The organism is Azospirillum sp. UENF 111221 (assembly GCF_058780625.1).
Genome location: NZ_JBSNCH010000001.1, coordinates 645,273 through 670,000 on the forward strand (window position 1 = coordinate 645,273; position 24,728 = coordinate 670,000).

The 24,728-nt window shown below is 66.0% G+C and carries 16 protein-coding genes and 1 rRNA gene (1 of these 17 only partly in view); 13 read left to right on the forward strand and 4 right to left on the reverse strand.

Annotated features, from left to right (window positions below; all coding sequences use genetic code 11):
* Window positions 1–20 precede the first annotated feature (20 nt).
* From ACWPN3_RS02900 to ACWPN3_RS02910, 3 genes are all read left to right on the forward strand, one after another.
* Window positions 21–1,301, forward strand: a complete 1,281-nt coding sequence (locus ACWPN3_RS02900) for an endo-1,4-beta-xylanase (protein ID WP_492242592.1) — start codon at window positions 21–23, stop codon at window positions 1,299–1,301.
* Window positions 1,302–1,458: 157 nt separating this feature from the next.
* Complete coding sequence (locus ACWPN3_RS02905; RefSeq protein WP_109445370.1) at window positions 1,459–2,424, forward strand: class I SAM-dependent methyltransferase; 966 nt, start codon at window positions 1,459–1,461, stop codon at window positions 2,422–2,424.
* Window positions 2,425–2,646: 222 nt separating this feature from the next.
* Window positions 2,647–5,199 (forward strand): cellulase family glycosylhydrolase, encoded by a 2,553-nt coding sequence (locus ACWPN3_RS02910; protein ID WP_492242591.1) that lies wholly within the window; start codon window positions 2,647–2,649, stop codon window positions 5,197–5,199.
* Window positions 5,200–5,310: 111 nt separating this feature from the next.
* On the opposite strand, the gene ACWPN3_RS02915 is transcribed toward ACWPN3_RS02910, so the two are convergent.
* From ACWPN3_RS02915 to ACWPN3_RS02925, 3 genes are all read right to left on the reverse strand, one after another.
* A complete protein-coding gene (locus ACWPN3_RS02915; RefSeq protein WP_492261068.1) occupies window positions 5,311–5,658 on the reverse strand; it encodes a DapH/DapD/GlmU-related protein in 348 nt (115 codons plus the stop codon).
* Window positions 5,658–5,969 (reverse strand): hypothetical protein, encoded by a 312-nt coding sequence (locus ACWPN3_RS02920; RefSeq protein WP_492261069.1) that lies wholly within the window; start codon window positions 5,967–5,969, stop codon window positions 5,658–5,660. The genes ACWPN3_RS02915 and ACWPN3_RS02920 overlap by 1 nt, the downstream gene beginning before the upstream one ends.
* A gap of 78 nt (window positions 5,970–6,047) precedes the next feature.
* Window positions 6,048–7,526: a lipopolysaccharide biosynthesis protein gene (locus ACWPN3_RS02925; protein ID WP_109445373.1), complete on the reverse strand. Its 1,479-nt coding sequence runs from the start codon at window positions 7,524–7,526 to the stop codon at window positions 6,048–6,050.
* 853 nt (window positions 7,527–8,379) lie between these two features.
* On the opposite strand from ACWPN3_RS02925, the gene ACWPN3_RS02930 reads away from it, so the two are divergent.
* The 10 genes from ACWPN3_RS02930 (at window position 8,380) to ACWPN3_RS02975 (ending at window position 22,844) form a co-directional block, all read left to right on the forward strand.
* Window positions 8,380–11,427, forward strand: a complete 3,048-nt coding sequence (locus ACWPN3_RS02930) for a sugar transferase (RefSeq protein ID WP_492261070.1) — start codon at window positions 8,380–8,382, stop codon at window positions 11,425–11,427.
* A gap of 67 nt (window positions 11,428–11,494) precedes the next feature.
* A complete protein-coding gene (locus tag ACWPN3_RS02935; protein WP_492242589.1) occupies window positions 11,495–12,493 on the forward strand; it encodes a glycosyltransferase family 2 protein in 999 nt (332 codons plus the stop codon).
* Between the two features lie 23 nt (window positions 12,494–12,516).
* Window positions 12,517–13,719 carry a glycosyltransferase family 4 protein gene (locus ACWPN3_RS02940; RefSeq protein ID WP_492242588.1) on the forward strand — a complete coding sequence of 401 codons (1,203 nt, stop codon included), beginning with the start codon at window positions 12,517–12,519 and terminating at the stop codon, window positions 13,717–13,719.
* A 375-nt stretch (window positions 13,720–14,094) separates the two neighbouring features.
* Entirely contained in the window at window positions 14,095–15,264 is a 1,170-nt protein-coding gene (locus ACWPN3_RS02945; RefSeq protein ID WP_211099162.1) for a glycosyltransferase family 4 protein, read from the forward strand.
* 78 nt (window positions 15,265–15,342) lie between these two features.
* Complete coding sequence (locus ACWPN3_RS02950; protein WP_492242587.1) at window positions 15,343–16,275, forward strand: polysaccharide deacetylase family protein; 933 nt, start codon at window positions 15,343–15,345, stop codon at window positions 16,273–16,275.
* A gap of 331 nt (window positions 16,276–16,606) precedes the next feature.
* On the forward strand, window positions 16,607–16,900 hold the full coding sequence (locus tag ACWPN3_RS02955) for a phosphopantetheine-binding protein (protein WP_109445379.1): 294 nt from the start codon (window positions 16,607–16,609) through the stop codon (window positions 16,898–16,900).
* A gap of 68 nt (window positions 16,901–16,968) precedes the next feature.
* Window positions 16,969–18,555: a class I adenylate-forming enzyme family protein gene (locus ACWPN3_RS02960; protein WP_492261071.1), complete on the forward strand. Its 1,587-nt coding sequence runs from the start codon at window positions 16,969–16,971 to the stop codon at window positions 18,553–18,555.
* 86 nt (window positions 18,556–18,641) lie between these two features.
* Entirely contained in the window at window positions 18,642–20,681 is a 2,040-nt protein-coding gene (asnB, locus tag ACWPN3_RS02965) for an asparagine synthase (glutamine-hydrolyzing) (protein ID WP_492242585.1), read from the forward strand.
* A 55-nt stretch (window positions 20,682–20,736) separates the two neighbouring features.
* Complete coding sequence (gene nadE / locus ACWPN3_RS02970) at window positions 20,737–21,741, forward strand: NAD(+) synthase (RefSeq protein WP_098737746.1); 1,005 nt, start codon at window positions 20,737–20,739, stop codon at window positions 21,739–21,741.
* Complete coding sequence (locus ACWPN3_RS02975; protein WP_492242584.1) at window positions 21,738–22,844, forward strand: GNAT family N-acetyltransferase; 1,107 nt, start codon at window positions 21,738–21,740, stop codon at window positions 22,842–22,844. Before nadE ends, ACWPN3_RS02975 begins: the two co-directional genes overlap by 4 nt.
* A 149-nt stretch (window positions 22,845–22,993) precedes the next feature.
* Here ACWPN3_RS02975 and ACWPN3_RS02980 read toward each other — a convergent pair.
* Window positions 22,994–24,728: ribosomal RNA gene (locus ACWPN3_RS02980) — 23S ribosomal RNA — on the reverse strand; it runs 1,012 nt beyond the window's last position.

Sequence of the window (24,728 nt, forward strand, 5' to 3'; positions counted from 1 at the left end):
CAGAGGAGAAGCCCCTCCCCATGATCACGCCTCCGAAGCCCGGCCTTTCCCAATGGCGCCCCAGCCGGCGCGACCTGCTGTGGACCGCCGCCGCCGGTGCGGTGCTGGCGAGCTGCCGCGGCGCCAGCGGTCCGACGACGGCGGAAGCCGCCGCCACCCAGCCGCGGGCGGCGGAGCCGGCGGTGACCCTGCGCGAGGCCTGCCGGGCGCTGGGCATCCGCCATGGTGCCGCCCGCGACCATTTCATCGATCCGGAAGACCCGATGCTCGACCGGCTGATGGCGCGCGAATGCGACGTCGTCACCCCGGAGAATGGCGGCAAATGGGGCGTTTTCCAGCACACCGAGGGCAATTACGACTGGCGCCGCTTCGACGCCGCGGTGGAGCTGGCGCGCGGCATCGGCGCCACGCCCAACTGGCACACGATCATCTGGCAGCATATGGGCATGCCGCCCTACATGAAGCTTCCCGCCGGACGGCAGGCGGAGCTGGGCATCTCGGAAAGCGCCTATTTCTCGCCGGACGGCACGCTGAGCGCGGACAATGTCTGGCCGCGCTTCACCGGCGTGGTGGAGGCGGTGCGGCAACGTTACGGCGATGTCTTCTACCGCATCGACGTCGCCAACGAGGTCTTCTTCTGGGAAACGGTGGAAAGCCATCCCAAGGAGCAGGACCGTTACGGCTTCCGCCGCGGCATGTGGTGGGTGGCGGCCGGCGGGGCGGAGAAGGGGCCGGAGTGGCTCGATCCTTTCTTCCACCATGTGCACAAGGCGTTCCCCAAGGCGAAGCTGGTGCTGAACGAGTTCGGCATCGAGATCGACGAGGGCTGGCAGCAGCGCAAGCGTGCCTATCTGCTCGACTGGCTGACCGGGGCGGTCAAGCGCGGCGTGCCGATCCATGGCATCGGGCTGCAAAGCCACCTGATCGGCGGCAAGCCCTATGACAGCACCGGCATGCGCAAATTCCTCCGCGCGGTCGACAAGTTGGGCCTGTCCGTCCATCTGACGGAGATGGACGTGGACGAGACCCGCCTGCCCCGCTCCTGGTCGCGGGCGGAGAAGGACCGGGCGATGGCCCAGCTGGCCCGGCAGTATCTGGCCGACATGCTGGACAACGCGCGGGTGGAGGAGCTGTGCTGGTGGCACCTGCGCTCCGACCTGAATTTCATCGCGCGGGAGCATCCGGATCTGGGTGCTCACCCCTCCCCCTACGACGAGGAGTCCCGGCCCCTGCCGCTCTACACGGCGGTGGTGGAGACGCTGCGGGAGAAGGCGCGCACCGGAAAGGCGCGGTCGGGCTGACAGCGCTCCGGATGACGTACCGCGGGGGTAAGCCGTTGGCGCCATCCACCCCCTGCGATAGGCCCGCGCACTTTCTCGTTCGCGCGCGCGCGTCCGGTGCCGCTCCCGTTTAAAGTCCCTCAATGCGTCCTGTACCCATCTGATGGAGAGGTCGATCGTGCAGAACACAGCCGACACATTGCCGATGGATCGCCTGCCCGCCGATCGTGCGACGGACGAGGCGCTCGTCGAGCGCTACCGGCGGAAGTTCCACCTCTCGCCGACCTACCCGCTGACGGCCGAGATGGTGCAGCGCCACTGGGATCTGGAGCGTCGCCTTGCCCGCGAGCTGCTGGACAGCAAGCCGGACGAGCGCTGGGACGTGTTCGAGCAGGCCTATACGACGCTCTACACCAGCTGTCCGTGGCTGAACGAGGCGGAGGACGATGCGCACACCCGCAACGACGACCTCGACTTCCGCCATTTCCTGACCCTGCTGGGCGGGCCGCAGGACGTCTATGAGGTGGGATCGGGCAAGGCCCGGCTTCTGCGCTACCTCGCCCGCCACGGCTACCGCTGCGTCGCCACCGAGGTGACGCGCGAGCGCGGTGCGACCTGGATAGAACAGGATTCCAACGTCACCTGGAAGAACAGCGACGGCATCCACCTCTCCCGTTTCGAGGCGGCCGACCGCTATGACAGCGTGATCTCCACCCATGTCGTGGAGCACATGCATCCGGAAGACGTCCTGACCCACATGGAGAATGTCCGCACCATCCTGAAGCCGGGTGGCAAGTACATCCTCAGCATGCCGCACAAATACGCCGGTCCGGCCGATCTGTCGGAGGTGTTCGGCCTGAACGAGCCGATCTGCATGCATCTGCGCGAATATGGCTGGGGCGAGACGGAAGCGATGCTGCGTCAGGCGGGCTTCGGCCGCGTCGAGGCCGTCTACATCCTGCCGATGGCGGTGCGCCGCCGGATGAACCTGCATTTCGCCAGCCGCGCCTACCTGGGCTATGCCAAGCTGGTTGAGGCATTTTTGGGACGGATGCCATTAACCCTTAATCGCAAGCTCGGAAGGGTTGGCCAGCTCTATCTGTTCCGGCCCGAGGTGTTCGTGGTGGCCCACAAGCCCAGGTGATACCCGTTTGAGCGCTGCAAAAAGGCGCTAAATCAAAGACTTACAGACAGACCGAACCCCTTTGTTGCTGCAATGCATCGACAAAGGGGTTTTTCGTGTCTCTTTCTTTTCACAAGTGATAGTGGCATTAGAGCCGCATTTCGCTAAAATTTGAAATACCTCGTTAACCTTTTCCGGCCAGATTGGGTTTCAGCGAAATTCACGGAAAAGAGGATACTTCCAATGGCAACGAGCCCCGTCGATACGACCTTCGTCGTCAATGCCTCGGGTGTGACTGCCGGAGGAGTCTGGCCGCATTTCAAATTCCTCGTCGATGGCGTTGCCGTCGGCCAGGCGACGGTCAATTCCACCAGCGCCGGCCGGTACAGCTTCACCACCAAGGTGGCTCCCGACGTCGCCCACAAGGTCCAGGTCGTTTATGACAACGACTGGCTGTCGACCGACAAGGCCGGCATGTACCGTGACCTGATCGTCAAGTCGATCGAAGTCAACGGCAAGACCATCGCTTCCAACAGCTCGACGGTCTCCTACGCCGCTGAAGGTCAGGGCACGATGTCCGGCCGCGAAATGCTGTCCTGGAGCGGCTCGCTCGATTTCAACATGTCCAAGGACATGTTCGCCAGCTCCACCGGGACCCCGACCACTCCGACCACCCCCACGACGCCGACCACGCCGACGACCCCGACCACCGGCGGCACGCCGATCGTCGTGAATGCCTACGGCAATGCGGCCGGTGGCGTGAACGCCCACTTCAAGGTTCTGGTCGACGGCAAGATGATCGGTGAAGGCACGGCCGGCACCGCCGCCAAGGACTTCACCTTCAACGCGAATGTCAGCGCCGACGTCGCCCACAAGGTCCAGATCCAGTACGACAACGACGCTGTGGTCAACGGTGTCGACCGCAACCTGTACGTCAACAAGATCACCATCGGCGGCCACGCCGTGAACCCGACCGACAGCATCGTGTCGATCGACAAGGGCGCCCTAGACGGCAAGGACGTCGTCGCCGGCCAGCAGGCCATGTGGTGGAACGGCACCATGGAGGTGAAGGCCGACAAGTCCTGGTTCGCCGGCAGCACCACCAACCCGACCAACCCGTCCAACCCCACCACGCCGACCCAGCCGAGCCTGTCGGTCAGCGATGTGACGGTGACGGAGCCGACCGGCACCAAGACCGCCGGCGGCATCCAGGGCTTCCTGCACACCCAGGGCAATCAGATCGTCGACGAGGCCGGCAACACCGTCCGCCTGACCGGCGTGAACTGGTTCGGTGGCGAGGGCTACAACTACGTACCCGCCGGCCTGTGGGCCGACAGCTACCAGGGCCACTTGGAGAAGATGAAGTCGGTCGGCTTCAACACCATCCGCCTGACCATGTCGGACGAGATGTTCGACAACACCGCGGTGACGAACGGCATCGACTATTCGAAGAACCCGGATCTGGCCGGCCTGACCCGCCTGCAGGTCTATGACAAGGTCATCGACTACGCCGGCAAGCTCGGCATGAAGGTGATCCTCGACCACCACCGCAACGACGGCGGCGCCGGCACCAACGAACACGGGCTGTGGTACACCGACAAGCACCCGGAATCGACGGTGATCAACAACTGGAAGATGCTGGCAAAGCATTATGCCGGTAACGAGACCGTCATCGGCGCCGACCTTCACAATGAGCCAAGCGTCAGCGCCACCTGGGGCGGCAGCGCCGCCACCGACTGGGCCTCGGCCGCCGAGCGCATCGGCAACGCCATCCAGACGGTGAACAAGGACTGGCTGCTGTTCGTCGAAGGCACCGAATGGAGCAGCACGCTGGCCGGTGCGCAGGCGCGCCCGATCCACTTCGACACCCCCAACAAGCTGGTCTATTCGCCGCACGCCTACGGCCAGAGCGTCGGGCAGTTCAGCTGGCTGAACGATCCGAACTACCCCAACAACCTGCCGGCCCAGTACGACAAGATGTGGGGATACCTGTACAAGAACGATACCGCGCCGATCCTGCTGGGCGAATGGGGCGGCCAGTTCACCAGCTCCGCCGAGCAGACCTGGGCCAAGACCATGGCCAAGTACCTGAACGGCGACTGGAACCTGGACGGCAAGAGCGACATCGCGGCCGGCGACAAGGGGATGAGCTGGACCTTCTGGGCCTGGACCCCGGAATCGGGCGACGTCGGCGGCATGCTGATGGACGACTACAAGACCATCAACCCGACCAAGGCCGCCATCGTGAAGGGCGCCATGGAAGGTGCGGTGTTCGATACCCCGACCACCACCGCCAACACCGCCAACGCCACCTTCACGGTGAAGCTGTCGTCCGCCTCCGGCACCCCGGTCACGGTGGATTACTCCACGGTGGACGGCACCGCCAAGGCCGGCTCCGACTACACCGCCACCAGCGGCAAGCTGACCTTCGCCGCCGGCGAAACCAGCAAGACCGTGACGGTCAAGGTGCTGAGCGACAGCGTGACGGAAGGCAACGAGACCTTCGGCCTGAAGATCTCCAACGCCACCGCCGCGACCATCGCCGACGCCACCGGCACCGGCACGATCATCGACGCCTCTGCTGCCAAGGCCGCCGCCGCTTCGCTCAGCTCGGCCGACCTGCTGGCCCACACCATGAGCACCGCCAACGACACGGCCGACACCACCGCCGCCGTGGCTACGGCCACCGACCTGGCGACGATGCAGCGTCTTGCCAGCCATGAAGTGATCGGCGTCACCTTCGACACCTATCACGACCTGCACACGACCGACAGCAGCCTGGCGCACGCCGCCTGACCTGACCTGACCTGTCCGGTTCGTCCGGCCGGGTGAATGCCTGAAGGAGAAGGGGTCCGTCAGCATTGCTGCCGGACCCCTTCTCCGTCTCCAGGGATGGAAAAGGGCGGGTCAGCCCGGCATCGGCGAGGTGGCGGTGCCGGGCATCATGGCCGACGCGCGCCCGACCTGGGCCGGATGCGGGATGTCGGGAATGGTGACCTCGGCCACCGCCTTGCCGGGGTTGCCGGCGACCACGCTGCGCCGCGGCATCGGCTTGGTGACGACGGAGGAGGCGGCGACGATGCTCTCGTCGCCGATGCTGACGCCGATCACCACCGCATGCGGCCCGACCCAGACGCCGTCACCCAGCTCAGGGTAATGGGTGACGCGGCCGGTGGGCAGCAGGTCGTCCTTCTGGCCCAGCGTGACGCCATGGAACAGGGTGACGTTGGCACCGATCCGGGCACTGGCGTTCACTACCAGTCCCCAGCCGTGCAGGATGCGCAGTCCCGGTCCGACCTGGGTTTCCCAGGGAGATCCATGGCGGCGGAATGCTGGGTCCAGCGGTGCAGCAGCCGGCAGGCGGCGAGCAGCGGCTTGCGCAGCGGCTTGCCAAGCGGCCCGCCCATCCGGTTCAGCGCCTGACAGCTGCGCAGGGTGAAGGTCACCCGGAACATGCGGTTGCCCGCCAGCAGCTTCAGCACCGCCCCGAGGCCGGAGCCCCCGCCGTAACGGGTGGCGTCCGCCGCAACCGTCTGCCGAAATGTGTAGTGCGGAGCGTCCTGCATCGCGGTGTCATCCTCTCCGTTCAAGCATTGTCACGCCGGCTGTCGGGCTGGCTCTCACGCTGGTTGTCCGAGCGGCTCTCAAGCCGTCTGGGGCCGGCGACGAAATCGGGCGGTCATGCGGAACAGCATGGCGCGGTCGGCCTTGCCGAAGCTGGGCCCGAACAGGGCGGCGACGGCGAACAGCATGGTCAGCCCGACCTTGGCGGCGGCGAAGGTCGGGTTCACCTCGAACCCGAATAAAGCGAGGCCGGCCAGATAGGCGATGGCGGCCGGCGCCAGGATGCCCGTCACCCGCAGCGCACTGAGCGGCGGCTCGTTCGGGCTGAGACGGCGGCACATCGCCTCCGTGGCGCCCAGCATCACCAGCTCGCGCACCAGCACGCCGATGGCACCGCCCATCAGGCCGAGCGGCCCCAGCGTCACCGCCATGACCAGCGTGCCGACGGCCAACCCGCCCAGTGAGATCGCCGGCAGCACGCCGACCTTCTTGGTCTTCACCAGCCCGACCTCGGCATGCATGCGCACGCCATGGACGACATAGGCCAGCACCAGCAGCGGCATGCAGGGCAGAACCGTCTCGTACTCGCTCGAGGCGATCAGCCACAGCACCTCCGGCGCGGTCAGCGCCATGCCGAGCGCCGCCGCCGAGAGCAGCACGACGAACAGGTAGAAGACGAATTCCGACTGGTCGCGCCCAGCGGTGCTGTCCTGCGCCTCGATCCGGCTGACCGACCAGATCTGCAGGAAGGAGGCGGTCAGGAACATGTAGAGCATGGTGGCGAGCCGCAGGCCGAAGGACAGCACGCCGACCGCCGCGACGCCCATCAGCAGATTGACCAGATAGCGCATGGCGAACTGGTTGCCCATGTCCAGCATGGTCTGCGGCATGAAGGGCAGGCCCAGCACCGTCACCCGCTTCAGGATGCCGAAGGAGAAGCCGACGCCGTTGGCCGCCAGGATCGCCACCGTCAGCGCGATGCCCAGCCCGACGAAGGTGATGGCGTTGGCCAGGAAGATGCCGGTCACCCCCAGATCCATCACCAGGAGGAAACTGAGGTTGAGGCCGATCAGCCCCACCGCCTTGCCGACCGAGATCAGCAGGCAGGTGCCAGACCGCTTGTGGACCCGGTAATAGGCGAGCGCCAGCTCGAACACAGCGCTGAAGGCGATGCCGGCGAAAGCGAAGGCGATGATCGGCCCCTGGTCGGTGCCGCCGAACAGCAGGTCGCTGGCGCCCCAGCCGGCCGGCAGGGCCACCGCCAGCAGCGCCAGCGAGGCGGCCCACAGACCGATCATCGTGGTGCTGACCACGCGGGACCGGCTGCGGTCGTCGGGATGTTCGAAATAGACGACGGTGAAGGCGTTGATCATGCCGATCATCAGCATGACCGCAACGATGTCGCCGACGACGCTGATCAGGGCATAGACGCCGAACTCCGCCGGTGACAGGACCTTCGCATAGAGCGGCAGCAGAAGCAGTCCCGCAGCGCGGTTGACCACGTTCGCCACCATGAACATCCAGCCATGTTTGATGATCGTACCAGCTTCGACAGCCATCCGGTTTCCTTCGCCCCCTGTAATCCGCTTCTTCTTCCGGTCTCGCCTGCTGGGGAGAGCATCGCGTCCGCCCTGTCGCATGGGTCCATGTCGCATGGACCCGCTTCTCATGGGCGTGCCGCACGGGCGCAGATAAGGAAGAAGAACGCGCCAAATCTTGGCGGAGGTCGGGACAGCGTCAATTCGGCCTTGAAGCGACGGGAACACTCTTCGGTGCTAGTCAGCACGGCTTCGGTCAGACATCCTGGACGTTCCGAGTATGCTTTCCGGCAAGTTCGCACGCTGCCTCTTGCGCCCTGCAACAGGCAAGGGTGCGTTCGCGCCACCTCCCCGCTCGGAATTGCTCCGGCGCTCCCTTCGGTCGATCCGGCTGGCGGGCCCACCCCGCAAGTTCGGCGATCACCCCCGTTCGCGCTGCCGCTTTACGCCCGGTCGGGGGAGATTTCCGTGGCATATACCTAAAAATTGCGGCGATCGCGGGTGCCGTCGGGGGTGCGGCACCACCTTGCCGTTAACCCGAAACGCTATCCCCGCTGGGGACGGCATCCGAAAGTATCCCCATTAATATTCGGCCCCCCGTACCCTTCGAAACACCGGTGGTATCGCGGACGCGAAATCAACGTCCGTATGCACTGTTGCTGGCCGAGCTTCCTCATCCTAATTCGTCCTCAACGAACAGCGGATCGGCCGACCAAAATCATGAAAGAGTGTTCTTTACATAAATGCGCACCTGCCGATGCGGGGGCGCAGCAAAGTAAAGACCGGCCGAATCCCAAGAGACGCTGATGACGAGCGACCATCCGCACGAATGGCCGTGCGGTGGCTGGCATTCCCTTCAACCACGGGACCTGCGATGAGCAAACTGGACCCAGAAGTGGTCATCGATCTGACCTCGGCGAAAAAGGCGACGATCCCCACGATCGCCCCCGGGCTGCTGCTTGCACTCTCGGATGGATTGGTCCTCGCCCTGGTGGGGTGGACGCTCAACCATTTCCTCGGCGCCGATGCGCTGACCGAGCCGATGGAAGCCGCCGCCTGGCAGCGGTCGCTGGTGACCGGCCTGATGCTGGTGCCTCTGGTGAAGTCGGTGTTCGGCATCTACACGCTCGGACGCTTCGACTACATGGAACGCACGAGACGGACTTTTCAGGCGGCCTTTCTGTGCTGCGCCGTGCTGGCGGTGCCGTTCATCGTGATGGAGGGCTTCCGCTCCTTCTTCGTGGAAGCGCTGTCGATCGCGCTGCTGGGCTTCGCGGTCACCTATGTCGCCGATCTGCTGCTGATCCAGGGCCTGCTGTCCAGCGCGCTGGACTGGCGCACCCCGGTGATGATCGTCGGCGCCGGCCCGCAGGGTGCCGCCATCGCCGAGAAGCTGCAGCGCCTGCCCTGGCTCGGCATGCGGCCTGTCGGCTTCGTCGATGACGACGACAGCCTGTGGCAGACCCGCGTCGCCGGCCTGCCGGTGATGGGTCCGGTGGAACTGCTGGCGAAGTCGCCCGCCGTCGCCGGCCAGGCCAGCGCCGCCATCGTCGCCGACATGGGCCGCCACGGCAGCGACCTGACCGGCCTGGTCCGCACCCTGCCCTTCCGACAGGTCTACTGCGTGCTGGGCGAAGGCAACGTCAGCGCCGTCGACGCGACGTACCACAACCTGCACGGTTCGCTGGCCCTGCGCGTCAGCGTCCGTCCGCCGACCGGTTACCTGCGGATCCGCCGCGCCATGGACATCGTCCTGTCGGCGATCCTGCTGGTCCTGGTGGCGCCGCTGATGCTGGGCCTTGCCGTCGCCATTAGGCTTGACAGCCCCGGCCCGGTGATGTTCCGCCAGAAGCGCTGGGCCGGCGGCAAGCAGACCTTCGACCTGCTGAAGTTCCGCTCCATGCATGTCGATGCGGAAGAGCAGCTGCAGCATCTGCTGGCGAACGACCCGGTCGCCCGTGAAGAGTACATGACCTACCACAAGCTGACGGTCGACCCGCGCATCACCCCGCTCGGCCGCTTCCTGCGCAAGACCTCGCTCGACGAGTTGCCGCAGCTGTGGAACATCCTGATGGGCGACATGAGCCTGATCGGCCCGCGCGCCTACATGCCGAAGGAACTGCCGGAGGTGGGTGATCTTCGCCGCGGTGATCGGCACCGTCCGTCCGGGCCTGACGGGTTACTGGCAGGTGTCGGGACGCCACCGCACCACCTTCCAGGAGCGTGTGTCGATGGACGTCTTCTATGTCCGCAACTGCGGCCTGCTGTTCGACTTCTTCATCCTGTGCAAGACCGCGGTGATGGTCCTGAAGGGCGACGGGTCGTAACCCTACCCCACCCGAACCGGATGCCAGCCGGACCCCCGCGCCACTCGCGCGGGGGTCTTTTTATTGGAAACTCAGCATCCATTCCCTTTTTCGGGCGGCAAAGGGAGGGGGAAGCGCGAAAGCGGCTACCTCTTTCGGGCTTGGCCTCCTTCGGTCTAATGCCACCGCCCGGCTACGAGATGTGGGGTGTCGTCCGCATCTTCAGTGCTGCACAGCCGAACACGGTACGGCAGCCTAAGGGAAAGCCGATGAAAATCCTGGATTTTCTGGAAAAAAGCATCGCCGTCATCGGCATCATCGCCTTCGGAGGCTCGGTGCTTCCGCTGATGCTGACCGGCGGCGACCCACTGGCGGGCGATCTGGAATCGGCCGGCGTCACCATCCTGTATGGCGGTCTCTACGTTCTGGTGCTGGCCGCCATCGCATTGCGGCCGTCCATCGCCTTCCAGATACCCTTCGCCAGCCCGGCGTTGACGGCGATGATCGCCTTCGCCTTCCTGACCGCGCTGTGGTCGCTGTTCCCGGACATCACGCTGCGCCGGTCGATCGCCTTCATGTTCACGACGGTGTTCGGCATCTGGCTCGCCTTGCGCTTCCGCTTCCCGGAGATCATGCGGCTGCTGGTGGTCGGGCTGTCGTTCCTGATGTTCGTCTCCTTCTTCATGATCTTCGCGATGCCGGCCATTGGCCTGGACAGCGCGCAGCATGTCGGCGCCTGGAAGGGCGTGTTCTTCCAGAAGAACGTGACCGGCCGCATGATGGTCTGGCTGGTTCTGGCGCTGGTCTGGCTGGACTGGCAGAAGGAGATGGGCCGCTGGCTCACCCGGCCGCTGATCCTGCTGGCGATGCTGCTGATCGTGATGAGCCGGTCCGGCACCGGCCTCGTCACCTCGCTCCTGGTGTCGGTGGCCTTGCTGTCGACAACCATGCTGCGCGGCAGCATCCGCAACTTCGCCCCCACCATGGCGCTGCTGCTGGCCCTGCTGGTGATCATGGTCACTGCCGGCGCGACTTTCTGGTACGACGTGCTCTATGCGCTGGGCCGCGACCCGACCCTGACCGGCCGCACCGTGCTGTGGGAACACATCGTCCACTCGGTCGGCGAGCGGCCGCTGCAAGGCTACGGCTATGCCGCCTACTGGTCCGGCTTCAACGGACCGGGCTCCAGCTTCACCCGCGACTGGGGCATCACCTCGGCCCACAGCGGCTGGCTGGAGCTGACGCTCGACCTCGGCCTCGTCGGTGTGGCACTGGTGGTGGCGGTGCTTGGCCGCATGCTGTTCCAGGGCTTCTTCGCCGCCCGCTATGGCAACAGCCGGCCCGAGGCCGCCTGGGCCTTCGCCGTCGGCTGCGCCCTGCTGGCGGTTTCGGTGTCCGAGAGCGTGTTCGCCGAGCGCCATTCGATGAACTGGGTGATCGCCACCATCGCCGTCGTCCGGTTGATCCAGCAGAGCCGCTGGCAGCGCCTGCTGAACGACCGGGCGGCCGAAGAGCACCGCCTGCGCCGGAACGCCGCCGCCACCGCGCCCTCCCCCGCTTACGCCGGGCGGACCGCCTATGCCGGCCCCTATCCCGGCCCCCTGTCCCGGCACTAGCGGCGGGGCGCTCCGGAACCCCGTCCCCTGCGACCTTTCCCATTTCCCTTCGACCGAAGGCAGACCCATGAGCCCGAAGAATCAGCCGGCAAGCAGCAACCGCCCGGCAAACAGCGAACAGGCGATCGAAGATCAGGTGACCAACGAACAGGTTACCGTCGTCATCCCCACCCGCAACCGCCCGGACATGGTGATGCGGGCGGTGCGCAGCGCTCTCGACCAGACCTATCGCGACCTCGACGTCATCGTGGTGATCGACGGGCCGGATCCGGCCACCGCCTCGCATCTGGCGACGCTGGCCGATCCGCGGCTGACCGTGATGGAGCTTGAGACGAACCACGGCGCCGCGGAGGCCCGCAATATCGGCGTGCGCGCCGCACGTGGCGGCTGGATCGCCTTCCTGGACGACGACGACCATTGGATGCCGGAGAAAGTGGAGTTGCAGATGGCGGGCCGCCCGGCCGGCATCCGCTTCCCCATCGTCAGCTGCCGCTGCCAGGTGGTGACCGCCCGCGGCACCTTCGCCTGGCCCCGGCGTCTGGCCACCCCGGCCGACGCCATCGGCGATTACCTGTTCGTCCGCCGCGGCCTGTTCAAGGGCGAGACCTTCGCCCCGACCACGACGCTGCTGGCGCCCAAGGCGCTGCTGCTGCGCAACCCGGTCCCCAAATCCCGCTTCGACGATTGGGAATGGCTGATCACCTGCGGCCGGATCGATGGCGTGGCGCTGGTCCATATTCCCGATGTGATGGCCGTCCATTACACCGAGGAAAACAACCGCGTCACGCTGTCGACCTGCCACAACATCAACCAGGCGCTGGAATGGGCGGAGTCGATGCGCGACCACCTGTCGCCGCGCGCCTATGCCAGCCTGCTGTTGCAGGCGACCGGCGGCGAGCAGGCCGCCCGCACCGCCGGCACGCGCTGGCGGATCCTGAATTCGGCGCTGCGCGACGGCCAGCCGACGCCGATGGCGCTCGCCACCTTCACCATGCATTCGCTGATGCCGGTCGGCCTGCGCCGCCGCCTGCGGCAGGCCTTGTTCTCCGCGTCCGACGCTGCCTGAGCACGAAAAGGACCCCGACGCCTATGGACAGCACCAACGACATCCGCACCCCCACCGGCCAACCGGATGCGCCCACCCGGACCGTCGTCGTGTTCGCGACGCCGGGCGCACTCGACGGCGGCGGCGGCATCGGCCGCATGACGGGCTATGTGGTCGACCAGTTCGACAGGTCGGGCACGACCCGCTCCATCATCCTCGACACTCGCGGTACCGGTAGCGTTCTGCTGTCACCCTTATATCTCGGCGTAACACTGGCAAGGCTGGGCTGGATCCTCGCCCGCCGCCGGGCCTCTGTCGTGCACATCAACGTGTCGGAGCGTGCGAGCTTCCTGCGCAAGGCGGCGGTCCAGCTGGTGTCGGGGCTGATGTCCTGCCCGACTGTCGTCCACCTGCACGGCGCCTCCTTCGTCGAGTTTTTTGAAGGCGGCATGTTCGCCCGCGGCATCAGCCGCTGGCTGTTCAACCGCTGCGGCCGGGTGGTGGTGCTGGGCGACAACTGGCGCGACTTCCTGGTCCAGTCGGTCCGCACCGATCCCCGCAAGATCCGGGTGCTCTACAACGCCGTGCCGGATGTCGGTGCCGATCTCGGCACGCGGACAGCGCCGGAGCCGGGCACCGTCCTGTCCCTGCTGGTGCTCGCCAACCTGTCCGAGCGCAAGGGCATCGGCTCGCTGCTGCGCGCCTGTGCGCTGCTGAAGCAGCGCGGCCAGCCCTTCCGGGTGACCATCGGCGGCGGCGGCGACGTCGACGGCTACCGCGCCATGGCAGCAGAGCTGGGAGTGGCGGAGGAATGCCGCTTCCTGGGCTGGATCGGCCGGGAGGAGGCGCACGCGCACATCCGGTCGCACGACATGCTGCTGCTGCCCTCGACCCATGAAGGATTGCCGATGGTGATCCTGGAGGCGCTGTCGGCGCAGCTGCCGGTCATCACCACGCCGGTGGGATCGATCCCGGAGGTGCTGACCGACGGCGAAACCGCCCGGATCATCCCGGTGAACGACCCCGGCGCGCTCGCCGATGCCGTCGTCGAGGTCGGGCACGACCCGGACCTCTATCGCCGGCTCGCCGAGAACGGCCGCCGCCTGTTCCTGAAACAGTTCGTCATCGACGCCTACGCCAAGTCGCTTCTGGCGATCTACCAGGAGCTGGACCGCGGCGCCGTCGAGCTTTCCGGGGACTTGGACAAGCTGGCCGGATCGGCCGCCACCGCATCGAAACGGCGGTAGGCCATGGTCACCCACATGTCGATGATCGGGTTAGAAAACAATCAATGCGGGCATAGCCGAAAGGGAGACGCACATGCACAGGTTGGGTAACCATACCGGCAGGCCAACCCGTTCGGTCGCTCCACAGCGTACGGATGCTGCATCGCGTAAACTTGCACGCGAACGCCGCCCGGCCTCCGGCTGCGACGCGTTCCAAAGGGCGGCAGCTTATCGGCCGCACCGCGACGCACCTGTCACGGCCTGATCGTCGGGCCGGCAAGGACCAGAGGCCGAAAACATAACAAGCCCGCCGCAGCCGTCGAGAGACGGACGTCACACGGTAAAAGCCGGGGCGCAACGCAGGAAAGGCGGGCCGGGAAAGGATCAGGAGCGGACATGATCTATATCGTCTCCCCCGGCGGCACCCAGGAGAAAGGCGGAATGGGCCGTGTGGTCGACAACTTCACGACCGACTTCCGGCAAAATTGCCCGGACGTGAAGTTCGAGGTGATCGACAGCTACGGCCCCGGCAAATTCCACCTGATGCCCCTCTATTTCGCGCGGGCGACCGCGCGGCTTGCCGGTTGCTTCGCCGCCGGCAAGGCCGATCTCGTGCACATCCATATGGCGGAATACGGCAGTGTCCTGCGCAAGGGCATCCTGATCGCCATGGCGCGCACCTTCGGCGTGCCGGTGATCCTGCATCTGCATGGCGGGCGCTTCCCCAAGCAGTTCAAGGACGCCGGTCCGGTGATGCGCTGGGCGATCCGCCGCATGATGGCGATGACCAGCGAGATCGTCGTGCTGGGCGAGTTCTGGCGCGACTGGGTGGCCGAAGCCTTCGGGCCGGAGGCGCGGCAGCGCACCACCCTGCTCCACAACGCCGTGCCGGGTCCGGCATCGCCGCCGGTGCGCGACGATGCGGAGGAAGACTTCGCCGGTCCGGTCCGCCTGCTGTTCCTCGGCCGGCTGATCAAGCTGAAGGGCATCGACGTCCTGCTGAACGCGCTGGCGTCTCCCACCTGCCGCGACCGCAACTGGCAGGTCACCATCGCCGGGGACGGCGATCTGGAGACCTACCGCAGCCTCGCGACGGAACTGGGCATCGCCGACCGCGTGCGCTTCACCGGTTGGCTGGATCAGGCCGGCTGCCGGCGCGAACTGGCCGGCGCCCATGTGCTGGTCCAGCCCTCGATGTTCGAAGGCCTGCCGATGTCCGTGCTGGAAGCGATGGCGGAGGGGCTGAGCATCGTCGCCACCCCGGTCGGCAGCGTCCCCGACGCCATTGCCGACGGGGAGACCGGACTGCTCGTTCCGCCGGGCGATACGGCCGCGCTGGCCGATGCGCTGGCGCGGGTGATCGACGACCGCACCCTGCGTCGCAACCTCGGCGCCGGTGCCCGCGCGCGGTGGGAGCGCCAGTTCGACGTCGCCGTGTTCCGCGAACGGCTGCTGGAGATCTATCGCCGCAACGCGCGCGGCAGCCTGAGCGCATCGCCCGCCGTTCCCGCCGGCCCGGTTCCGGCCGCCGGACCGGCAGGCCATTCGAAGAGCACCACCGGCTGACCCGAAAAGCGGCAGACCTCTCCCGGTTCAGGCTGACCCAGCCAGGACCGGGAGCATCGACATGAAGGAAGGGGCACCATGAAAAACGCCATTGCCAATCTGGTGCGCTGGTCGGGATTCGGTGCGATGCAGCGGTTCCTGAAGGCGCGGAACGCGGTCACCATCGTCGTCTACCACGATCCGGCCCCGGAGGTGCTGCGCGAGCATCTGCGCTGGTACGCCAAGCATTACGGCTTCACCACGCTCGATGCCGTCGCCACCGCGATGGAGACCGGCCGCTGGGACAAGCTGCCGGACTATCCGCTGGTCATCACCTTCGACGACGGGCATCGGAACAACACGGCGCTGGCGCCCTTGTTCCGCGAATTCGACCTGCGCCCGACCATCTACCTGTGCAGCCAGATCGTCGGCACCGGCCGCCCCTACTGGTGGAAGACCGCCGCCGCCGACGGCATCGGGGTGGAGCGGCTGAAGCGCGTGCCCGACCCGGAACGCCGCCGCCTGCTGGCCGAGGCCGGCAACGATCCCGACAAGGATGGCGACGAGCGTCAGGCGATGACCTGGGACGAGATCGCGCGGATGACCGATGTCGCCGATTACGGCGCCCACACCCGCACCCATCCGATCCTTCTGCAATGCGACGACGACCGCTGCTCCGACGAGATCGCCCTGTGCCGTGCCGAGCTGGAGGAGGCGTTGGGCCGGTCCTGCCGGCACTTCGCCTTCCCCAACGGCGATTTCAGCGACCGCGAGGTGGAGGAGATCCGGCGTGCCGGCTACCGCACCGCCCGCACCATCGATCCCGGCTTCAACGACGCCTCCAGCGATCCCCTGCGGCTGAAGGCCTTCCCGGTATCCGACGACGCCACCGTGGAGTGGCTGAGCGTCCAGCTGACCGGCATCCCGGCCTGGCTGCGCAAGCGCAAGGCCGCGGGCACCGGCGATTCGGCCAATGGAGCAACGCCCGAATGGACAGGTTCGATGGTAAAGCCGAAGTCGGCAGGCGTATGACCCTGAGCGCCGACGCCAAGCCGAACGTCAAGCGTCCCGCGACAAGCTCTATTACGGGACAACAGAGTGGCTAACCACAGACTTCAATCCACTCCTATCCTTTGAGCCCTCGCAAACCACCGCGAGCATCACAATAAAATTGCATATCAGGCGGATGCGAGAACAAGGAGCCGGAAAACAGCGGGACACATGACAGGGGGTAGCCGGACCTACCCCCAACAGCGTCCCGGCCGAACACCCGGCTCCCCGTTCAAACCGACCGAACCCCCGTTACGACACCCCCCTTTACGACACCCCAAGTCGACCGAACCCAGCAGGAGTTTTCAGAGACATGCGGACCGCCACCCTGACCGACACGACCCTGACCGCTCCCGCCCTGCCGGAAATCCGCGCCTTCATCGTGGAGAATTTCCTGCTCGGCAAGGACTCCGGCTTCGACAACAGCGAATCCCTGTTGGAATCGGGGATTATCGACAGCACCGGCATCATGCACGTCGTCGCCTTCCTGGAAGAGCGCTTCGGCATCGCCGTGGATGACGACGACATGGTCGCCGACAACCTGGAATCGGTGGAGCGCATCGCCGCCTTCGTCGGCCGCAAGCAGGAACTGCGCAACGCCGCCTGATCCGGCAGGATCGCCAGGGCGAGCGGCCAAGAGACGGGCACCGAAGACGGGCGAAGAAGGACACCACCATGGCCCATCTTGTTCACCAGTTCCTCAGCGAAACGGCCAAGCGGGATCCCTCCCGCACCGCGCTGATCGCCGGGGATGCCCGCCGCAGCTTTGCCGAATTGGACCGTGAAAGCGACGCCGTCGCCTGCGCGCTCCAGTCGGCGGGGATCGCGCGCGGCGACCGCGTCGCGGTGATGCTGGAGAACTCCATCGAATATGTCGCCGGCCTGTTCGGCACGCTGAAAGCCGGCGGCGTGTTCGTGCCCGTCAATCCCTCCACCAAGGCTGACAAGCTGACCTACCTGCTGGCCGACGCCGGCATCCGGGTCCTGATCGCGCCGTCAGCTCTGGCCCGGCAGGTCCTGCCCGCGCTGGAGACGGTAGAGACGCAGCCGACGGTGCTGTGGGTGGGCGCCGGCCTGCCCGACGGTGCCACCGGCCTGCTCTATGCAGACGCGGTGGCGGCTCCGCACCGGCAACCGGCCGAACCGGGCCTGATAGACCAAGACCTGGCGGCCATCATGTACACGTCCGGCACCACCGGCCGGCCGAAGGGCGTGATGCTGACCCACGCCAACTACGTCAACACCAGCTGGGCGATCTCTACCTATCTGGGGAACACCCCCGACGACGTGGTGATGTGCATCCTGCCGCTGACCTTCGGCTATGGCCTGTCCCAGGTGCTGACCGGCGCCCGCATCGGCTTCACCCTGGTGCTGGAGCGTTCCTTCGCCTTCCCGATGGAAACGCTGAAGCGCATGGTGCAGCACCGCGTCACCGGCCTGCCCGGCGTGCCGACCGTCTTCTCCACCCTGCTGGGGCTGGAAGCGGCGAAGACCGCCGATCTCGGCAGCCTGCGCTATCTGACCAACGCCGCGGCCCCGCTGCCGGCCGCCCATCTCCGCCGGCTGCGCGAGCGCTTCCCCCAGGCCGTCTTCCATTCCATGTACGGCATGACCGAGTGCTGCACGCGGATCAGCACGCTCGACCCTGCAGAACTGGACCTGAAGCCGGCTTCGGTCGGACGCGCCATCCCCAACTGCGAAGCCTTCGTAGCCGACGAGGAGGGCAGCCGCCTTCCTCCCGGCCAGGTCGGCGAGCTGGTGGTGCGCGGCGCCAATGTGATGCGCGGCTACTGGAACCGGCCGGAGGAGACCGCCCGTCGCCTGCGCCGCGGCCCGCAGGGCGAGACCCTGCTGTTCACCGGCGACCTGTTCACACAGGACGCCGAGGGGCATCTCTACTTCGTCAGCCGCAAGGACGACGTCTTCAAATGCCGTGGCGAGAAGGTCAGCCCCAAGGAGGTCGAGAACGCCCTGTACGAGCTGGAGGGCGTGCTGGAGGCCTGCGTGATCGGCGTTCCCGACGATGCCGACGGGTTGGCGGTCAAGGCCTTCCTCGTCGCCCGTGACAATGCGGCCCTGTCGGACGCGGCGATCCGCCAGCACTGCCGCGGCCGTCTGGAAAGCCACCTCGTGCCGAAGTTCATCGAGTTCCGCGACAGCCTGCCGAAGACCGACTCCGGCAAAATCCGGCGAGCGGAACTGGTGGAGGAAACCGGCAAGCCGGCACGTCCGGCCGCGGCATCCATCCGCTCTCCCGCGTAGCGGGGACGGGGCAGGACGGGAGCGGAACGCTCCCGATACAGAACACCACCACGAACACTACCCACCCCAGGACAGAGAGCACGCTCATGTGTGGTGTCGCCGGAGTTCTCGCAGGATCGCGTGCCGAACCGGCCGGTCTGGACGAGCTGAAGCGCATGATCGCCATGCTGGGCCATCGCGGCCCGGACGGTTACGGTTTCTACCGTGACGACCGGATCGGGCTTGCCCATGCGCGGCTCAGCATCGTCGGTCTGGCCGGTGGCTTCCAGCCGATCCACAACGAGGACCGCACCCTCTGGATCAGCTTCAACGGCGAGATCTTCAACCATGTCGAACTGCGGCGGGAGCTGGAGGCGCGCGGCCACCGCTTCTACACCCAGACCGACACCGAGGTGATCGTCCACGCCTTCGAGGAATACGGCCCCGCCACCTGGGCCAAGCTGAACGGCCAGTTCGCCATCTGCCTGTGGGACACCACCAAGCGCGAGTTGTGGATGGTCCGCGACCGGCTCGGCATTTTGCCGCTGTTCTACGCCCGCCGCGGCGATCATCTGGTCTTCGCGTCCGAAGCCAAGTCGCTGTTCGGCGGCGGCCGGGTGGCTCCGGTCTTCGACCCGGCCCGCCTCGCCCAGGTCTTCACCCACTGGAGCACCGCGCCGCACGGCAGCGTGTTCGAGCGCGTGGAGAGCGTGCCGGCCGCCACCGCGATCCGCGTCGACTCCACGCTGGCCCTGCATGTCGACCGCTACTGGCAGCCCGATTTCGCGACCGATCCGTCGCTGGCCAAGCTTTCGCTGGACGAGGCCGCCGACCGGCTGGAGGAGAAGCTGCTCGACGCCATCCGCCTGCGGCTGCGCGCCGATGTGCCGGTCGGCGTCTATATCAGCGGCGGGCTCGACAGTTCGGTGATCGCGGCGCTGGCCCGCAAGCTTGACACCACCCACATGCACAGCTTCGGCGTCCGCTTCACCGACGCCGGCTTCGACGAGACGCCGCAGCAGCGGCTGGTCGCCGGCCATGTCGGCACCGAGCATCACGACATCCTCTGCAGCCCGCAGGACATCCAGGCCGCCCTGCCCGACGTCATCCGCCATGGCGAAACGCCGCTGGTTCGCACCGCCCCGGCCCCGCTGTTCCTGCTGGCGCGTCTGGTGCGCGAGAGCGGCATCCGCGTGGTGCTGTCCGGCGAAGGCGCCGACGAGTGGCTGGCCGGCTACGACATCTTCAAGGAGGACAAGGTCCGCCGCTTCTGGGCGCGTCAGCCCGACAGCAAGGCGCGGCCGAAGCTGCTGGGCCGCGTCCATCCCTTCGCCGCCGTCAACGGCCAGAAGGACAGCCCGCTGTGGCAGGCCTTCTTCAAGCGCGGGATGATGGAGACGGACGAGACCTTCTACGCCCACCGTACCCGCTGGCGGAACACCGGCTGGTCGCAGCGCCTGCTGTCCGCCGATGTCCAGGCGACCGCCGACGATGCCGCCTTCGAGGCGCATGTGGCGGCCCATCTGCCGGACGGCTGGTCGCGCTGGTCGCCGCTGGCGCGCAGCCAGTGGGCGGAGATCGCCACCTTCATGACCCCCTACCTGCTGTCGGCCCAGGGCGACCGCGTCGCCATGGCCAACAGCATCGAGGTCCGCTACCCCTTCCTCGACCCGGCGGTGGACGACCTCTGTGCCGCCCTGCCGGACCGGGTGAAGATGCTGGGCCTGCGCGACAAGCTGGCCCTGCGCCGGCTCGCCGCCCGCCATCTGCCGGCCGAGATCTTCCAAAGACCGAAGCGGCCCTACCGGGCGCCGATGACCACGGCCCTGTTCGGCGACGGCGCCCCGGACTATGTCCGCGACCTGCTGTCGCCGGAAGCGCTCGCCCGCTACGGCCTGACCGACGCCGCGGCCGTCTCCGCCCTGGCCGACAAGGCCCACCGCCAGAACGGCCGCATGGCCGGCGAGCGGGAGGAGATGGCGCTGGTCGGCACGCTGACCCTGCAGATGCTGGCCCGGTACGTCCACGACGAACTGCCCCAGAGCATCCGCGAGCAGCGGGCCGCCCTGGACCGCACCGAAATTCACGTGCTGGAGGATCTGGCCGGCAACGCCCGGACCGCCACACCTCAGCCCACCGCGGCCTGATCGCCGCGCCCTTTCTTGACCGACGATGCATCAACCCCCATTGGGAACCGTGACCATGCTGAACGCCCTCACCTCGTTCGACTCCAAGGCCCTCGATCTGGATTGCGCGGCCGCGGCTCGCGAGATCGAAGACGCCATCCAACGCATCGTCGCCCATGATCTGCGCCGCCAGGGCATCGTGCTCGGCGTGTCCGGCGGCATCGACAGCTCGGTCTGCGCCACGCTCGCCGTCCGCGCCCTCGGGCCGGAGCGCGTGCTGTGCATCCTGATGCCGGAAAAGGAAAACTCGCCGAAGAGCACCCGCCTCGGCACCCTGCTCTGCGAGCATCTCGGCGTCACGCCCGTCATGGAGAACATCACCGGCCCGTTGGAGGCACTCGGCTGCTACGAGCGGCGCGACAATGCCATCCGCCGGCTGTTCCCGGAATTCGGTCCGGGCTGGAAGCAGAAGATCGGTCTGGCCGGCAACCTGCTGGACGCCGACCGCGTCAACTACTTCACCCTGACCGTCGAATCGCCGGACGGCGAGCGCCAGACCAGCCGCATGCCGGTTGACGTCTATCTCGACGTCGTCGCCGCCACCAACCTGAAGCAGCGCATGCGCAAGACGGTCGAATACACCCATGCCGACCGCCTGAACTATGCCGTGCTCGGCACGCCGAACCGGCTGGAATATGAGCTGGGCTTCTTCGTGCGCGGCGGCGACGGTCTGGCCGATCTCAAGCCGATCGCCCACCTCTACAAGTCGCAGGTCTACCAGATGGCCGCCTATCTCGGCCTGCCGGCGGAAATCCAGGCGCAGTCGCCCAGCACCGACACCTACACGCTGCCGCAGTCGCAGGAGGAGTTCTACTACGCCCTGCCTTACGACAAGCTCGATCTGGCGCTCTGCGCCTACGGTCGCGGCGCCAGCGAGGAGGAAGCCGCGGAGGCGCTGAACCTGACCGTCCAGCAGGTCCACCGCGTCTACAAGGACATCACCGCCAAACGCCGCACCTCCGCCCGCATCCTGCGCGATGCCCATCTGGTGCAGCCGGTGTCCGTCGGGGATGAGGCATGAGCGTCATCGACTGGAAGCAACGTGGCGTCGCCCGGTATGAACCGGGCGACCACGCCTCCCTGGAGGCATTCCAGCGCGCGCATTTCGGAGCCGAAGCAATCCAGCTGTGTCCAGACCACTTCCATTGGCTGTTCGAAGAACCGCCGGAGCGGGAGCATGAAGGCCCGCAGCTCTGGCTGTGCAAGCGGAACGGTGCGGTGGTCGGGCAACAGGGCGGCATCCCCTTCGCCCTGAAAGTGGGGGAGCGCAACCGCCGGGCCTCCTGGGCGATCGACCTGATGGTCGCTCCGGAATGGCGCCTGCGCGGCGTCGGCCCCGCCCTGTCGGAAACCCACACCGGAGCCAGCGATCTCGCCGTGTCGCTGTCGATGACGGAGGCCGCCTACAAGTCCTACAAGCGCGGCGGTTGGCTCGACCTCGGCAATGTACCGACTTATCTGCGGGTGATCGATCCGTTGCGCTGCCTGCGCGTCAGCCCCTATGGCGGCGGGCTGGCCAAGCTGGTCGCCAGGGTGGGCAAGCCGGCGCTGGCGTCTGCCTCGATGGGTTACGGACTCTCGGCCAAGCTGCTCGGCGCCCGGCTGGTCGAGATCGACCGTTTCGACTACCGCGTCGACGACCTCTGGGAGGCGGCGTCGCCACAGCATCCGGTGATCGCCCGGCGCGACTGGGCTTTCCTGAACTGGCGCTTCGACCTGTCCCCCCAGGCCGACCGCTTCCGCCGCTTCTACGTCATGCGCGGCGAGACCGTTCTGGCCTATGTCGTGCTCCGGGTTGACCACTGGAAGGGAGAGCCGGTCGGCGTGGTCTGCGATTATCTGGCCCGGCCGGGCTGGCTGATGGCGGCCTTCTCGCTGATGACCGAACTTGCGCGCCGGGAAGGGATGGTCGCGCTGATGTGCCGGACGCTGAACGCCCAAGCGGCCCGGCCGCTGTCGATGATGGGCTTCCTCTGCCTGAAGAACGGCCTGCGCACGCCGACCCGCATGATGGTGCGGCCGGCGCTCGATCAGCCCGAGCTGGCCGGCACGGTGGGCGATCCGAAGAATTGGTTCGTCACCATCGCCGACAGCGACATGGGTTTCAAGGGATTGGGCGAGTAGGCGGAGAGCCCAAACTCCAGACGCGAAAAGGCCGCCTTCCCACAAGGAAGGCGGCCTTTTCGATGGTCGCGATAAAATCGAGTTTCAAGTGACGGGATGCGTCTTCAGATCGTCCATGAAGCGGCTTACCGCTGTGCATGGCGCCCGGTGAGATCAAGCCGATCGAGCGATTAGTAAGGCTTAGCTTCAAGCATTGCTGCCCGTCCACATGCCTCCTATCGACGTGATGGTCTGTCACGGCTCTCAAGGGAGCTCTGGTTTAGAGGTGGGTTTCCCGCTTAGATGCTTTCAGCGGTTATCCCGTCCATACTTAGCTACCCGGCCATGCCACTGGCGTGACAACCGGTGCACCAGAGGTATGTCCATCCCGGTCCTCTCGTACTAGGGACAATATCCTCGCAAAACTCCGACACCCACGGCAGATAGGGACCGAACTGTCTCACGACGTTCTAAACCCAGCTCACGTACCACTTTAATCGGCGAACAGCCGAACCCTTGGGACCTGCTCCAGCCCCAGGATGTGATGAGCCGACATCGAGGTGCCAAACGACTCCGTCGATATGGACTCTTGGGAGTCATCAGCCTGTTATCCCCGGCGTACCTTTTATCCGTTGAGCGATGGCCCGTCCACGTGGAGCCACCGGATCACTATGGCCGACTTTCGTCTCTGCTCGACTTGTCAGTCTTGCAGTCAGGCGGGCTTATGCCATTGCACTCGACGAGCGATTTCCGACCGCTCTGAGCCCACCATCGCGCGCCTCCGTTACACTTTGGGAGGCGACCGCCCCAGTCAAACTACCCGCCATGCAGGGTCCCGGACCCGGATAACGGGCCACGGTTAGATGCCAGAGACTTCAAGGGTGGTATTTCAAGGTTGGCTCCACACGAGCTGGCGCCCATGTTTCCAAGCCTCCCACCTATCCTACACATGAAGTCCCTAGCACCACTGCAAAGCTGTAGTAAAGGTGCACGGGGTCTTTCCGTCTGACCGCGGGAACTCCGCATCTTCACGGAGAGTTCAATTTCGCTGAGTTGGTGTTGGAGACAGCGGGGAAGTCGTTACGCCATTCGTGCAGGTCGGAACTTACCCGACAAGGAATTTCGCTACCTTAGGACCGTTATAGTTACGGCCGCCGTTTACCGGGGCTTCAATTCAGAGCTTGCACTCCTCCTCTTAACCTTCCGGCACCGGGCAGGCGTCAGACCCTATACGTCGCCTTGTGTGGCTTCGCAGAGCCCTGTGTTTTTAGTAAACAGTCGCTACCCCCTGGTCTGTGCCCCCCGCCATGGCTTGCGCCACAACGGGGCCCTCTTCTTCCGAAGTTACGAGGGCAATTTGCCGAGTTCCTTCAACACCATTCTCTCAAGCGCCTGGGTATACTCTACCAGTCCACCTGTGTCGGTTTGGGGTACGGTCTATAAGGCGGGGCTATTTCCTGGAACCGGTCCACAGCACGATCAATCCGATAAGATCGTACACGCTTTCCAATCCGTCACCTCCGCCAGGCCCACGAATATTAACGTGGTTCCCATCGACTACGCCTTTCGGCCTCGCCTTAGGGGCCGGCTCACCCTGCGTGGATTAACCTTGCGCAGGAACCCTTGGACTTTCGGCGACAGTGTTTCTCACACTGTTTGTCGCTACTCATGTCAGCATTCTCACTTCCGATACCTCCAGGCGGCCTCACGGACACCCTTCGCAGGCTTACGGAACGCTCCGCTACCACGTGATCAAAGATCACATCCGCAGCTTCGGTACACGGCTTGAGCCCCGATACATTTTCGGCGCAGGCCGGCTTAACTAGACCAGTGAGCTATTACGCTTTCTTTAAAGGATGGCTGCTTCTAAGCCAACCTCCTGGTTGTCATGGCCTTCCCACATCC